Origin of the sequence: Streptomyces solicamelliae, from assembly GCF_045348655.1 — a bacterium.
Taxonomy (GTDB): Bacteria; Actinomycetota; Actinomycetes; order Streptomycetales; family Streptomycetaceae; genus Streptomyces; species Streptomyces solicamelliae.
Genome location: NZ_CP160404.1, coordinates 3,380,475 through 3,394,569, shown reverse-complemented (window position 1 = coordinate 3,394,569; position 14,095 = coordinate 3,380,475). Strand labels below are relative to the sequence as shown.

Below are 14,095 nucleotides of genomic sequence, written 5' to 3'. Positions count from 1 at the left end.
AGGTTAAGTCCAGGCCAATGCCCGGAACGATCAAGAGGAACAGCTTGGAATCGGGCCCACGTGTCTATTAACGTTCGATAACGCAGCGCGGTCGTCCCAGTCGTCGCAAGAGACGGCACCGTGCGCACGCGCCGAATCCCGCAAGGGAACCGGGGAACCACCAATTGGGGTGAATCGGGTCGAATTTGGCCCGTAGGAGACCTTCCTGCTCCGAACCCGTCAGCTAACCCGGTAGGCGAGAAGGAAGGAAAGGAGTACGCCTCCGTGGCGTCCAACCCTGCTGCTCGCGAGACCCACTTCGACGCCTACGGCGCCCCGATGGCTGGGGGAGGCGAGTACCAGGAGGAGTGGAACCCCAGCGAGGACACGCTCCGTCCGAACCGCGGCCGGCACCGCGTCGTCAAGCAGCGCAGCATCGCCCGCAGCTCCACCGTCCTCGGTGTCGGCGTCATCGCCGCGGTCGGCGCGGGTGGCCTGGCCACCGCCAAGGAGAAGCCCCCGGTCGCGATCTCGCTGCCGGACATGAACCTGCCCGCCGCCGAGGACCTGCCCGGCGTCGGCACCCTGCTCGCGGACGACGCCGAGACCGACAACAACGTCGGCCCGCTCACCCAGGCGTCCCTGAGCCTGCCCGCCGCCGACGGAGGCCAGACCGGCTCCATCGAGGCGGCCGACGCGGGCGAGGCCCTGCGCGCCCGCATCCTGGCCCAGGCCGAGCAGCAGCAGGCGACGGCCGACGCCGAGGCCAAGGCCGCCGCGGAGAAGGCGGCCGCCGAGAAGGCCGCCGCCGAGGCGAAGGCCCAGCAGACCGCGGCCGCCGCCGCGGAGAAGGCCGCCGCCGAGGCGAAGGCGAAGGCCGAGGCGGAGGCCAAGGCCAAGGAGGAGGCGGCCCGCCGGGCGGCGCTCGCCGCCAGCTACGCGCTGCCGACGTCCTCGTACACGATCACCTCCGAGTACGGCCAGGCCGGCTCGATGTGGTCCTCCGGCTACCACACCGGCCTCGACTTCGCCGCGCCCACCGGCACCCCGGTGAAGGCCGTGCACGGCGGCACCATCAAGTCGGCGGGCTGGTCCGGCTCGTACGGCTACCGGATCGTCCTCGAGCTCGAGGACGGCACCGAGGTCTGGTACGCCCACCTGTCCTCGATGACCGTGAGCGCGGGCCAGACGGTGACCACCGGCGACACCATCGGCCGCGTCGGCGCGACCGGCAACGTGACCGGCCCCCACCTCCACCTGGAGGTCCACACCGCGAGCGGCGCGGGCATCGACCCGGCGGCCTGGCTGCGGGACAAGGGCCAGAACATCTGACAGACCGTCCGACCCGCGCGCCCGTCGAACCTCAGGCGCGGTACGGGTTGGGACCCGTGTAGTCGCGGTGCGGCGGGGGCGGCGGAGCCGGACGGAACCGGCCCGTCGCCCCCGCCGCGTACGTGAGCGCCGGTGACGCGAACTCCTTGCGCTGCCACAGGTGGTGCAGCAGCTCCTGCTCCCGTGCGGTGAAGTCCGCGCCCGCCGTCCCCCGGTGGGCGCGGTCGCGCAGGAAGGCCAGGCTGGTCGCGAAGACCTCGTACTCGTGCACCGCGCGCGCCGCGGCCGGCCCGTACGCGGCGGAGGCGAAGGAGCGGGCCATCGCGCGGGCCCGCATCGAGGAGAGCGCGAGCGGTTCGGCGGGGGCCAGCCAGCCGGCCGCCGCGTACGCCGGGAGCCGCCCGGATATGGTGCGCAGCTCGCGCTGCCGGCTCCAGATCGCGAGCCAGGTCAGCAGCGCCAGGGCCGGCACCATGAACGCCCCGTACACCGCGAGGAAGCCGAGCGGGCTGCGGACGGCCGAGCCGTTCCACAGCGCGTGCACGCCCATCGCCAGGAGCAGCCCGCCGAGCGGCAGCAGGACGCGCCGGACCCGGTGCCGGCGGGCGGTGGCGGCGGCGAGGCCGAAGCCGATGCCGGTGAAGACGGTGAACAGCGGGTGTGCGAGCGGCGACAGCACGATCCGCGCGAAGAAGGTCCCGACGGTCTTGGAGCCGACGACGCCCGTGCCGGTCGCCAGGTCCTCACCGAAGGCGCTGCCCAGATAGAGGATGTTCTCGGTGAAGGCGAAGCCGGTCGCGACGAAGCCGGCGACGACCACGCCGTCGACGAGGCCGGTGAAAGTGCGGCGGCGCAGCAGGAGGAACAGGAGCAGGGCGGCGCCCTTGACGCTCTCCTCGACGACCGGGGCGACGAACGTCGCGCCCAGGCTGAGCAGGTCGTCGGGGTCGGTGGTGGCCGTGGCGGTGGCGATCCAGCGGATCGCGAAGGTGTTCGCGGTGAACGCGATGAGCGCGGCGGCGCCGGAGCCCCAGGCGAACGCGAAGATCAGGTTCTTCCAGGGGCCCGGATCGACCCGGTCGAGCCAGCGGAACGCGGCGAGCAGCAGCGGGACCGGGAGCACGGCGAGACCGAGGCCGACGAGGAAGCCCTCGGTTCCGGTCTTCTCGCGCAGCATCGCCAGGAGCACCAGGCCGCAGAGCGCGAGCACGCCGAAGACGGCGGCGGCGCGCAGGGCCCGGCGGTGCCGGAACGCCCGCCGGGGGCGGTAGCGCCACTGGGCGCGGTCGTCCGGCACGGTGGGCGGGGCGGCGGCGTCGGCCGTGGGCACGGGGTGATTCGGCACGGTCCGACGTTAACCGCGCGGCGCGGCTACTTCCTGCGAAAAAGAAGATCATGCACCCGGTGGCCCTTGTCGAGGCCCTGGCCCTCGAAGCGGGTCAGCGGGCGGAAGTCCGGGCGGGGCGCGTAGCCGCCGTCGGCGGCGGTGTTCTCGAAGCCGGGGTGCGCGGTGAGCACCTCGAGCATCTGCTCGGCGTACGGCTCCCAGTCGGTGGCGCAGTGCAGGACGGCGCCGGGCCGCATCCGGGTCGCGACGAGGGTGAGGAACTCCGGCTGGATGAGGCGGCGCTTGTGGTGCCGCTTCTTGGGCCAGGGGTCCGGGAAGTACACGCGGACGCCGTCGAGGGCGTCGGGGGCGAGCATCTCGCGGAGCAGGATGATCGCGTCGCCGTTGGCGACACGGACGTTGTCCAGGCCGCCCCGGTCGGCGAGGCCGAGGAGATTGCCCTGGCCGGGCGTGTGCACGTCGACGGCGAGGATGCCGGTGTCCGGGTCGGCGGCGGCCATCTGCGCGGTGGCCTCGCCCATGCCGAACCCGATCTCCAGGACGACGGGCCGGCCGCCGAACAGGGCGTCGAGGTCGAGGACGCTCCGCCCGTCGATGTCGAGCCCCCAGTCGGGCCAGCGCTTGAGCAGCGCCTCCTCCTGGCTCGCGGTCACCCGGCTGCGCCGCGGCTGGAAGCTCCGGATGCGCCGCTCGTGATGCGAACCGGCCGGATCGGGCGCGGGCCCTTCCCCGGGCGCGAACCTCTGGCTGCCGCGGTGGAAGGGGACGACGGGGGTTTCACGAATCTCAGACACAGTGCGTCCGATTTTACGGGGCCGCGGGTGTATCGCGGGTGTGCCGAAGGTCCTACAGCTGAGCCAGCGCGCGCGTCGCGATCTCCCGGCCGATCGGCAGGGACGCCGTCGCCGCAGGTGACGGGGCGTTCAGCACATGGACCGTCCGGGGGGACTCCTTGATCAGGAAGTCGTCCGCCAGGGTTCCGTCCCGCAGGACCGCCTGGGCGCGGACGCCCGCCGGCGCCGGCCGCAGGTCGGACTCCTCGACCGAGGGGAGCATCCGCCGCACCGCCTCCGCGAAGGCCCGCTTCGACAGGGAGCGGCGCAGCTCCCCCGCCCCGTACCGCCAGTGCTGCCGGGCGATCTGCCAGGAGCCCGGCCAGGCCAGGGTCTCGGCCAGGTCGCCGGGGCGGACCGTCGCCCAGCCGTAGCCCTCGCGCGCCAGCGCCGGCACCGCGTTCGGCCCGACGTGGACGCCGCCGTCGACGCCCCGCGTCAGGTGCACCCCGAGGAACGGGAACGCCGGGTCCGGTACCGGGTACACGAGGCCGCGGACGAGCGACGGCCGCGCCAGGTCGTAGTACTCGCCGCGGAACGGGACGATGCGCATCCCGGGGTCGTCGCCCGCGAGCCGGGCCACCCGGTCGCAGTGCAGCCCCGCGCAGTTCACCATGACCCGGCCGCGCACGATCCGCCCGTCGCCGGTCCGCACCGCCACGCCCCACGGGCGCCGGTCGACGGCGACGGCCTCCGCGCCGTACAGGACGTCCGCCCCGGCCGTCTCCGAGGCCTCCGCCAGCTGCGCGGCGACCGCCCCGTAGTCGCAGATCCCCGTCGTGCCGACGTGAATCGCCGCGATCCCGCGCACCCGCGGCTCGTACTCGCTGATCTGCGCCGGGCCCAGCTCCCGCACCGGGATCCCGTTCTCCCGGCCCCGCTGCACCAGGGCGTGCAGCCGCGGCAGCTCGTCCCGCCCGGTGGCGACGATCAGCTTGCCGGTGACCTCGTGCGGGATGCCGTACTCGGCGCAGAACTTCACCATCTCCGCCGCGCCCGTCACGGCGAACCGTGCCTTCAGGGAGCCGGGCCGGTAGTAGATCCCGCTGTGGATCACCCCGCTGTTGCGGCCCGTCTGGTGCCGCGCCGGGGCGAGCTCCTTCTCCAGGACGGCGACCTTCGTGCCCGGCCGCGCGCGCGTCAGCGCGTACGCCGTCGACAGGCCGACGATGCCGCCGCCGACGATCAGCACATCACAGTCGTACGTGTACGCAGACGCGTGCGCCGGCGCAGACGCGTACGCCGCCGCGGACCCAGACCCGGACACCAGTGCCACCTCCCACCCCGATAGTGCACTGGCCCGCTGACAATCCCGCTAAACGCCCACGACGTGGGATGCGTGTCACGCGGCCGACACGGGGCCGATTCGGCTACGCCGGCGTCGTCAGGAGCGGCCGTGCCCGCTCCCGCAGCTCCATCACCCGAGGCTCGTCGCCGTACGGCTCCAGGCGGTGCAGAAGGTCCCGCACGTACTCCGTGGTGCGGGCCGACGAGATCCGCCCCGCGACCTCCACCGCGCGCACGCCCGCCGCGCACGCCGCGTCGAGGTTCCCCGACTCCAGCTCCGCCACCGCGCTCACCACCAGGCGTAACCCGTGCGAGCGGACGAACTCCTCCGTCGGCCGCGACAGCGCCTGCTCGGTGAACCGCCGCACCTGCCGGGGCGCCTTCAGGTCCCGGTAGCACTCGGCCGCGTCCGCCGCGAACCGGTCCTCCGAGTAGAAGCCCAGCCACGACGGGTCCGCGTCGCCCTCCCGGGACCGCTCCAGCCAGCCCTCCGCGGCCTTCAGCGCCGTGCCCGCCGCGGCGGCGTCGTTCGCCTTGGCGTGGGCCCGCGCCTCGACCAGGCGGAAGAACGACATCGTGCGCGCCGTCGCCAGGCCCCGGTTGCGCTCCAGGGCGGCCTGGGCGAGGTCCACGCCCTCGTCGGCGAAGCCGCGGTACGTCGCCTGCAGCGACATAGAGGCGAGCACGTACCCGCCGAGCGGCACGTCCGCCGCCGCGCGGGCCAGCCGCAGCGCCTGGATGTAGTACCGCTGCGCCGCCTCCTGCTGCCCGGTGTCGAAAGCCATCCAGCCGGCCAGCCGGGTGAGTTCCGCCGTCGCGCCGAACAGCGCCCGGCCGACCTCGTCGGAGTAGGAGCCGAGCAGCAGCGGCGCCGCGTCGACCCGCAGGCACTCCGGCACCATCGAGGAGCGCCAGTCGCCGCCGCCGTACTTGGAGTCCCAGCGGCGGGCGTCCTCCGCGGCCTCGCGCAGCTTGGCGACGTCGCTGTGCCCGACGCGCGTCAGGCTCTCGTCGTGGGTCTCCGGGGTGTCGGAGGCGGCCGTCGGGGCGGCCTCCGCGTTCCTCGTCGCGCTCGAGCTCGCGTTCACGCTCGTGCCGCCCGCCGGTGCCTGCCGTGCCACCGACGGGTCGGCAGGGGTTATCAGCCAGCGGGAGGCGGGCGTCGCGTACGCGCTGACCGAGAAAGAGCCCGCCAAGGACTGCCAGATGCCGGCGCCGCCGCCCCGCCGACCGGCGAGATCCAGCCGGTACAGCTCCGTCGCCGAGCGGACCGCCTCGCCGACGTCGCGCGGGAAGGCGAGCCCGACCTCGGGGGCCGGGTCGGCGTCCGCGAGCCCGATCTCGTGCAGCGGGACGGGACGGCCGAGTTTCTGGCCGATCGCGGCGGCGATCAGGTGCGGGGCGGCGCCCTGCGGCACCATGCCCTTCGACACCCACCGCGCCACCGAGGTCTTGTCGTAACGAAGCGTCAGACCGCGCTGCGCACCGAGGTCGTTGACCCGCCGGGCGAGGCCGGCGTTGCTGATTCCCGCGAGGGCGAGAACCGTGCCGAGTTTGTCGTTCGGCCCGCGTTGTTCCCTGGACATGAGCCACCCCTCGACACACAGACGGCCGCCGCGGCGCCGGGCATAGGCGTGCGGCATTCGTAAACCCAGCGTAGTTCGCCGCATCCCGACCGTTAAGAGGCGGTGTTCCCTATGGCGGGATTGTGGTGTGTACGGGGGGATGGGCGGGCGGCCGGGGCGGGGAGACGTGCTCCGGGCGTGTGGCCGTGCGCCCGCCCGTGCGCTCTCGTCCGGCGTCGCGGGGAGCGCTTCCATGGGCAGTGCGTGGGTCGGCCCGCTGTGCGAAGCGGCAGTGGGCTGGGGGATGCCGCCGCCCCAATCCCCGCGGGCGGCGGAAGGGTCCGGGAGGCGAGCGGCGCCTCCCGGACTGTCACCCGGAGGCGGGGACGGCCCCCGCGGGACGCCTTTCGTGTCGCGCCACGCCCGAACCGTCCCACGCCGAGATTGGCCGAATGACGACGGCGGCCCGGGCGGCCGCGCGCCCACGCGGACCGTCGGCAACTGGCCAATGCCAGGGGCGCATTCGCGTTTTGCGTGCGCGACCCGGAGCCGCTCCCGTGCGCCCTTTGTCGTGGCAGCATGTTCTCCACTGGACGTGACGAAAGTTGTCCACAGTCTGTGGAGGCAGCGATGCGGTGGCTGGTGGGCTGGAGCAGTATCGCCGCGCGCTTCGGTACGCGCACGCGCGTCGGGCACGCCGGCGCACCGGAGTTCGGCGATGCTGTGCCCGGCTCTGCGGGGTTCGCGGACTCCGCGGGCGCGTACGGCGACGCCGCCGAGGGACTCACCCTCCACCCCGTCGGCGCCCGCCTCCTGTGGGGCGACCCCGATCCGCTGTGGGCGGTCGGCGACTGGCGGCCCGACGAGATCCGCGTCGTCTCCGCCGACGCCGACACCCGCCTTGCCGTACTGGGGTGTTGCGCGGCGAGCGACGAGCAACTCCGGGTGGCGCTGTTCGCCGCGCGCGGGGGCGCACTGCGGCACCTGACCTCCTGGGCCGGCAGCTACACCGTCGTCGTGCAGGCCGGCCGCCGCATCACCGTCACCGGCGACCTCGCCGGCGCCCGGCCGGTGTTCCACACCCCGTGGGCCGGCGGCACCGCCTACGCCACCGCCGCCCTGCCGCTCGCCGACCTCATCGAGGCGCAGCTCGACATCGGGCACCTCGCCGCGCTGCTCGCCTGCCCCGAGACCCCGGAGGCGCTGCGCGACTCCACCCCGTACGAGGGCGTCCGCCGCGTCCCGCCCGGCCACGCGCTCGTCCTGCGCGAGGGCTCCCGCGAGATCACCGGGTACGAGACGGTCGCCTCGCTCGCGGTCGCCGCGCCGGAGAAGGACCCGCGGCAGGCCGTGGACGCCGTGCGGGACGCCCTCGTCGACGCCGTACGGGCCCGGCTCACCGCCCCCCGGCACGCCCCCGACGTCCTGCCGCCGGACCCCGGCCCGGTACCCGGCATGGGACCGGCCGAACGCCGGGCCGCCCGCGGGACGGTGCCCGCGCCCGGCATCGGCGCGGACCTGTCCGGCGGCAGCGCCTCCGGCACGCTCGCCCTGCTCGCCGCGGGGCTGCCCGGAGTGCCCGGCACGATCCTCGGCCACGGCACCGGCGCGGGCGAGCGGCTGCTCGCCGTCACCTTCAACGACCTGGCGACCCGGGGCCGGGAGGACGAACTGGAGCGGGCCCGGGCGCTGGCCGCGAACCCCCGGCTGCACCACGTCGTCGTCGCCGCGCACGAGGAGGCCCTGCCGTACGCGGAGCTCGACGGGCCGCTCACCGACGAGCCCGGACCCTCGCTGGTCACCGCGGCCCGGCACCGGCGGCGGCTCGCGGCCGGCAGCGCGGACCACCTCACCGGACTCGGCGCCCGGCAGGTCCTCGACGCCCACCCGGCGCGGCTCGCGGACCTCCTGATGGACCGCCGGCGCAGATCCCTGGTGCGTCCGGTGACCGCCCTGGCCAGGGCCACCGGCCCGTCGGCGGAGGCGCTGCTCGTCCCGCTGACCGTGTACCGCGCGGCCCGGCGCCTCGCCCGTACGCCGTACCGCACCGGCCTGGAGACCGCGGCGGCCGGACTGCTGCACGCCAACCGCGCCGCGGTCGCCGCGCACGGCCCGCTGGAGGCGTCGCTGGCCGCGCTGACCTGGTCGCGGCCGGGCCCCGCGGCGCGGTGGCTGACCGGGGAGGCGCTGGCGGAGGTGTCGGCCCGGCTGAACCGGGCGGCGACGCTGCCGACGTCCGTGCAGCGGCCCGGCGAGTCCCGGGCGCGCGCGGCGCTGGCCCGGGCGGCGGCGGACCACCGCATCCTGGAGCAGGCCGCCGAGATCCGCAGCCAGCGGCTGCACACCCCGTTCCTCGACAACCAGGTCGTCCGCGCCTGCCGGGAGTTGCCCGAGTCCCTTCGCGTCCAGCCCGACGCCAGGGCGACGATCCTCCGCTCGGTCCTCTCCGGCGCCGGCATCCACGAACTGCCGCCCGGCTGGGGCGCGGCGGCCGGCGGGAGCGCGGCGGCGCGGACGGGACTGCGCGAGGCGCTCCCGGACCTCCTGGCCCTGTTCACCGCCCCGCTGCTCGCCGACGCCGGACTGATCGAGGCCCGTGTCGTCCGCCGCGCCCTGCGCGCCGCCGCCGACGGTGAACCGGTGCCGCTGGACGGCCTCGCCGACCTGGTCTCCACCGAACTCTGGCTCCACCGCCTCCTCGCCCGCCGCGGCACCTGCTGGACCGGCACCGCGGCGCCCCGGATGCGCGCGGTGGCGAGCGGGGTGCCGACGCGGGCGTCGCTGGCGTAGTCCCCGTTTCCTCGGGAGGCGGCCCGTCAGGCGCAGCTGATGCGGGAGTTCGCCCAGTCGGCGACGGCGACGCGGCCGAAGGGCGTGTGGGGTTCGACGACCAGGGTGATCGTGCGGACGCCGGTCAGCGGGACGTGCACCGGGACCGGGGGGTCGCCGGCGCGGACGACCTTGGAACGCCAGACGCGGCTGCCGTCGGCGAGGACGGAGAAGCGGACCGCGCCGATGCCGAGTTCGGCGGTCAGGTCGTCGATGCCGGCCAGCGCGTCGTAGCTGCGGCACTTCCGGTTCAGGTCGATGACCAGGGACGACGGGGCGTGGACGCTGACGCCGTGGGCGTACTGCGTGCCGCCCATGTACAGGCCCTGCCGCTGCCACATCCAGCTGCTCTCGCCGAGCCGCACCTCCGGCTTGGTGCCGTCGCCGAGCGTGCCGTACTCCAGCTCGCTGATCTGGTACGCCGCCGGGGCGGGCGGCGGCTTCGGGGCCGGCTCGGGCTTGGGCTTCGGCTTCGGGGTTGGGGTGGGGGTCGGCGCGGGCTTCGGCTTCGCCTCGGGCGACGGGGGCGTCGGCGTAGGGGTCGGGGTGGGCGTCGGCTTCGGCGCGGGGGCCTCGGGCGGCGGGGGCGGGGTCGGTGTGGGCTTCGGCGCCGGGGCGGGCGGCGGTTCGGCGGGGGCGACGGCCGGCGGGGTCGGCGCGGGCTTGGCGACGGGCTCCGCCGGGTCGCCGGAGAGCGCCCAGACCAGGCCCGCGGCGGCGGCGACCGTCGCCGCCGCGGCGATGCCGACCTTCGCGGGCGCGCCGAGACCCTCCGCCGCGGCGGCCGACGAGGCCCCCGCGGTCGACGAGCCGGACACCGCGCCGGTGGCGGCGGCCGCCGCACCCGCGCCGGTCGCGCCCACCACACCGCCGACGACCACGCCGCCGGCCTTGAACGCGTACCCGGCGGCGAACCAGCCGATGACCGCGATCGGCAGCAGCGCCGGGATCCCGGCGTTGACGTGCTGGAGCTCGCCGGCCGCCAGCCGGCACTTGGCGCACTCCTCCAGGTGCTTGCGCAGCCCCCGTTCGGCCCGCATCCGCAGCCCGCCGCGGGCGTACGCGCCGAGCCGGTCCGCGTACCGCGCGCAGTCGCCGCCCGAGGTCAGCGACTGGCTGACGTGCGCCTGCAGATACGCCTGCTTCAGGCCCTCCCGGGCCCGGCTGGCGAGCACCGCCGTGGCGTTCGGGGTCAGCCCGAACAGCGGCGCGACCTCGCTCGGCGACTCCTCCTCGACGGTGGTGTGCCACAGCACCGCCTGCCAGCGCTCCGGCAGCGACCGGAACGCCTGCATGGCCAGGGTCTGCTCGGCCTCGTGCATGGCGCGGACGTCCGCGCCCAGGTCCATCGTGTCGTCGTCGGAGACCTCGGCGGAGCGCGCGGCCTCCTGCGCGAACAGCGCGAAGTCCTCGACCAGGTGCTCCCGCTTCTGCGACTTCAGCCAGGTCGCGGCCACCCGGCGGACCGTGGTCATCAGATACGCGCGGACCGCCTGCTCGGGCCCGGCGCCGCCGCGCACCGCCTGCAGGGTGCGGGCGAACACCTCGGCGGTCAGGTCGTCGGCGGTGTGGGCGTCGCGGCAGCAGGTGCGGGCGTAGCGGCGGACGGCCTCGGAGTGGCGGCGGAACAGTTCCTCGTACGCGCTGTCGTCGCCGCCGCGCATCCGCTGGATCAGTTCGACGTCGGCGGGCGGCAGGTCCAGCGGCGGCGGCAGGACGGAACCGGTCTGCACGGCCTCGCGCTGTGCGGGCACACCGGCGACGGGCGCACCGGCGACGGGCACACCGGCGGAACCCAGCGGTCCGCCCTGGCTCGGCACCTGACCGGAAGACAGCTCTCCGGGCTCCGTCTCCGTGGCGCCGCGCTCGCCCTGTGGCTCGTCCCGACTCTCACCGCTCATCGCGGAAGCCCCCGTTTGCACGCTCAGAACCGAACACCGGCCAAGAGTGCCACAGGGCGCGCGTACGCCGAACCCCCGCGTCAGTCAACCACTCGTCCGGGCAGACTTCGCGGGTACGGGCGTAACCGCTCACTCGTTCGTGACATGCTCAACGATCCGAGTGACGCCAGAGATTGACGGGACCGGCGCCCACACGGGACGAACCGAACACCGGCCCCTTCACGCCACGTTCGACGCCACCTTCACGAACCCGGGCGGCCTCACACCGACGGGCGCGAACGCAGCCCCTCGAGCAGGATGTCGAGCAGCCGCGCCGACGCCGCCGCCTGCTGCACCGCGTCCGGGAGCGAGGGCGCCGCCGTGGCGATGACCAGCAGCACGTCCGCCACCGTCACATCGCCGCGCAGCTCGCCCGCCGCCCGCGCCCGGTCCACCAGCTGGCCGACGACCTCCAGGAGCTCCGAGGCCCCCGCGTCGTCCTGCTCCGCCGGCGGGGCAGGACGCGGCGCGACCACCCGCGGCTCCGACTGCACGGCCACCGCACCCCGCTGGGCCGGCACCCGCGCCTCGTCGTCCTCCGCGGCCGGACCGCCGAGCGGCTCGTCCCCGTCCACACCGACCCGCAGTATCTGCGGCGGCAGCAGCCGGCCCGCGCCCGACGCCACCGACGTGCGCAGGAACCGGGAGAGCGCCGACCACGGCTCCTCCTCCTGCCCCAGCGCCGCCCGCGCCTGCTCCGTCAGCCGGGAGGTCTCCTCCTCGGCTATCCGCCGGACCAGGACGTCCTTGCTCGGGAAGCGGCGGTACACCGTGCCGACGCCGACCCGCGCCCGCCGCGCCACGTCCTCCATCGGAGCGCCGTAGCCCAGCTCGCCGAACACCTCGCGCGCGGCCCGCAGCACGTGCTCCAGATTCCGCTGCGCGTCCACGCGCAGCGGAGCGGAACGGCCCACCGCCGGACCCGAGGTCCCGCGACCGTTCGTCATCCCGTCCGTCGGCGACGCGACGACGGCCTGCCAATGAGAATCCTGAATGTGCATAAGCGTTCCCCCGCTCACGATGTCTCCCCCCGGAGACTCCCCGCCCTGACTGCCGGGGACCGGTCACTTGCTCAGGTCTTCGTCCTCGACCCGACACCCCGACGAGGTACGAACATAGTTGAGTTGCGGTCAATTCAGAAGGGGCCGTTCCGTACGGTGCGCCCCCCGATCGGAGCAAGGGCCGGAACACTCCCGATTCTGACCCCTGCACGCACCCCCCACCCCTATGGTGACCTGCGTACTTCCCCCAGTACCCACCTCACGCGCCACCCCAGGCCTCCACACCACTCCGGTCACATGATTTGTCGGGCCTGTGGACAAACCCCGGACGGCGTTGCGTCATGGGACGGTGACCGAACCTGCGCGCATTCTCGTTGTCGGCGGTGGCTACGTCGGGATGTACACCGCGCTGCGTCTGCAGCGGCAGCTCAAGGCCGAGCTGAGAGACGGTGCCGTCGAGATCGTGGTGGTCACGCCCGAGCCGTACATGACGTACCAGCCCTTCCTGCCCGAGGCGGCCGCCGGCTCCATCTCGCCCCGCCACGTCGTCGTTCCGCTGCGCCGCGTCCTCGACCGATGCCGGGTGCTCATCGGCGAGGTCCACCGCATCGATCACGCCAAGAGGACCGCCACCCTCTCCACCCTCGCCACCGAGGAGGAGGGCGCCGGCAACCTGCAGATGACGTACGACGAACTGGTCATCGCGCCCGGCTCGATCTCCCGCACCCTGCCCATCCCCGGCCTCGCCGACTACGCCATCGGCTTCAAGGCCGTCGAAGAGGCCATCGGACTGCGCAACCACGTCATCGAGCAGATGGACATCGCCTCCTCCACCCGCGACCCCGCCCTGCGCGACTCCGCCCTCACCTTCGTCTTCGTCGGCGGCGGCTACGCCGGTGTCGAGGCGCTCGGCGAGCTGGAGGACATGGCCCGCTACACCGCGCGGTACTACCACAACATCAAGCCCGAGGACCTGAAGTGGGTCCTCGTCGAGGCGTCCCACCGGATCCTGCCCGAGGTCGGCGAGGAGATGGGCCGCTACGCCATCCGCGAGTTGCGCGCCCGCAACATCGACGTCCGCCTGGAGACCCGCCTGGAGTCCTGCGCGGACCGCGTCGCCGTCCTCAGCGACGGCTCCCGCCTCCCCACGCGCACCGTCGTGTGGACCGCCGGCGTCAAACCCGCCCCGCTGCTCGCCGACACCGACCTGCCCCTCGACGCCCGCGGCCGCCTCAAGTGCACCGCGGCCCTCGCCGTCGACGGCGTCGAGCACGCCTGGGCCGCCGGCGACGCCGCCGCCGTCCCCGACCTCACCTCCGGCGAGCCCGGCAAGGAATGCGCCCCCAACGCCCAGCACGCCGTCCGCCAGACCAAGGTGCTCGCCGAGAACATCGCCGCCTCCCTGCGCGGACAGCCGCTCACGGACTACGCGCACAAGTACGCCGGCTCCGTCGCCTCCCTCGGCCTGCACAAGGGCGTCGCCCACGTGTACGGGCGCAAGCTCAAGGGCTACCCCGCCTGGCTCATGCACCGCATGTACCACCTCAGCCGCATGCCCACCTTCAACCGCAAGGCGCGCATCCTCGCCGAATGGACCCTCGCCGGCCTGTTCAAGCGCGAGATCGTCTCCCTAGGCTCACTGGAGCACCCGCGCGCCGAGTTCGAGATGGCCGCCGCGCCCCCGCCGAAGAAGAACGGCCCGCCGAAGAAGAACAGCCCCGCCGAGCCCCCCGGGGACACGCAGAAGGACACACCGAAGGACGCACAGAAGGACACACCCACGGACACGCACGAAGAAGCGCAGGCCAACGCGCAGAAGGACGCGCACAAGGACGCGCCGGAGGACGGCCCCGACGAGGAGCCGCAGAAGGGCCCGACGACCGGCTGACCCCTTGTCAGTGCGCTCGGTCACACTGGACGTGTGACCATAGGTGGGCTCACACCTGCACAGAGTGACCGCACGGCAACGACACCACGAGGC

General features: G+C 74.4%; 9 protein-coding genes and 1 riboswitch. Of the genes, 3 read left to right on the top strand and 6 right to left on the bottom strand.

The window, feature by feature from the left end; all coding sequences use genetic code 11:
* Window positions 1–119 precede the first annotated feature (119 nt).
* Window positions 120–253, top strand: a riboswitch (cyclic di-AMP (ydaO/yuaA leader).
* An 11-nt stretch (window positions 254–264) separates the two neighbouring features.
* Window positions 265–1,311 (top strand): M23 family metallopeptidase, encoded by a 1,047-nt coding sequence (locus ABZO31_RS15670; protein WP_406861841.1) that lies wholly within the window; start codon window positions 265–267, stop codon window positions 1,309–1,311.
* A gap of 31 nt (window positions 1,312–1,342) precedes the next feature.
* Here the strand turns inward: ABZO31_RS15670 and ABZO31_RS15665 are convergent, their stop codons facing one another.
* From ABZO31_RS15665 to ABZO31_RS15650, 4 genes are all read right to left on the bottom strand, one after another.
* The gene (locus ABZO31_RS15665) at window positions 1,343–2,656 is read right to left on the bottom strand and encodes a PrsW family intramembrane metalloprotease (RefSeq protein WP_406861840.1); all 1,314 of its coding nucleotides are present in this window, start codon (window positions 2,654–2,656) and stop codon (window positions 1,343–1,345) included.
* Between the two features lie 26 nt (window positions 2,657–2,682).
* Complete coding sequence (trmB, locus tag ABZO31_RS15660; protein ID WP_406865368.1) at window positions 2,683–3,444, bottom strand: tRNA (guanosine(46)-N7)-methyltransferase TrmB; 762 nt, start codon at window positions 3,442–3,444, stop codon at window positions 2,683–2,685.
* 61 nt (window positions 3,445–3,505) lie between these two features.
* Window positions 3,506–4,684: an L-2-hydroxyglutarate oxidase gene (gene lhgO, locus ABZO31_RS15655; RefSeq protein WP_406865366.1), complete on the bottom strand. Its 1,179-nt coding sequence runs from the start codon at window positions 4,682–4,684 to the stop codon at window positions 3,506–3,508.
* A 178-nt stretch (window positions 4,685–4,862) separates the two neighbouring features.
* Entirely contained in the window at window positions 4,863–6,365 is a 1,503-nt protein-coding gene (locus ABZO31_RS15650; protein WP_406861839.1) for an MFS transporter, read from the bottom strand.
* Between the two features lie 609 nt (window positions 6,366–6,974).
* Here ABZO31_RS15650 and ABZO31_RS15645 point away from each other — a divergent pair.
* The gene (locus tag ABZO31_RS15645; protein ID WP_406861838.1) at window positions 6,975–9,134 is read left to right on the top strand and encodes an asparagine synthase-related protein; all 2,160 of its coding nucleotides are present in this window, start codon (window positions 6,975–6,977) and stop codon (window positions 9,132–9,134) included.
* Window positions 9,135–9,160: 26 nt separating this feature from the next.
* Here the strand turns inward: ABZO31_RS15645 and ABZO31_RS15640 are convergent, their stop codons facing one another.
* Window positions 9,161–11,074, bottom strand: coding sequence for a sigma-70 family RNA polymerase sigma factor (locus ABZO31_RS15640; protein ID WP_406861837.1), 1,914 nt, complete (start codon window positions 11,072–11,074; stop codon window positions 9,161–9,163).
* A gap of 260 nt (window positions 11,075–11,334) precedes the next feature.
* On the bottom strand, window positions 11,335–12,114 hold the full coding sequence (locus tag ABZO31_RS15635; protein WP_406861836.1) for a TetR/AcrR family transcriptional regulator: 780 nt from the start codon (window positions 12,112–12,114) through the stop codon (window positions 11,335–11,337).
* A 397-nt stretch (window positions 12,115–12,511) separates the two neighbouring features.
* Here ABZO31_RS15635 and ABZO31_RS15630 point away from each other — a divergent pair, with 397 nt between their 5' ends.
* Entirely contained in the window at window positions 12,512–14,002 is a 1,491-nt protein-coding gene (locus ABZO31_RS15630) for an NAD(P)/FAD-dependent oxidoreductase (protein WP_406865365.1), read from the top strand.
* The last annotated feature ends 93 nt before the right edge of the window (window positions 14,003–14,095 follow it).

Coding starts and splice junctions, on each gene's coding strand:
- ABZO31_RS15630 (WP_406865365.1), top strand. CDS start 12,512: ATGTACACCGCGCTGCGTCTGCAGCGGCAGCTCAAGGCCGAGCTGAGA.
- ABZO31_RS15640 (WP_406861837.1), bottom strand. CDS start 11,074: ATGAGCGGTGAGAGTCGGGACGAGCCACAGGGCGAGCGCGGCGCCACG.
- ABZO31_RS15635 (WP_406861836.1), bottom strand. CDS start 12,114: ATGCACATTCAGGATTCTCATTGGCAGGCCGTCGTCGCGTCGCCGACG.
- ABZO31_RS15645 (WP_406861838.1), top strand. CDS start 6,975: ATGCGGTGGCTGGTGGGCTGGAGCAGTATCGCCGCGCGCTTCGGTACG.
- ABZO31_RS15650 (WP_406861839.1), bottom strand. CDS start 6,365: ATGTCCAGGGAACAACGCGGGCCGAACGACAAACTCGGCACGGTTCTC.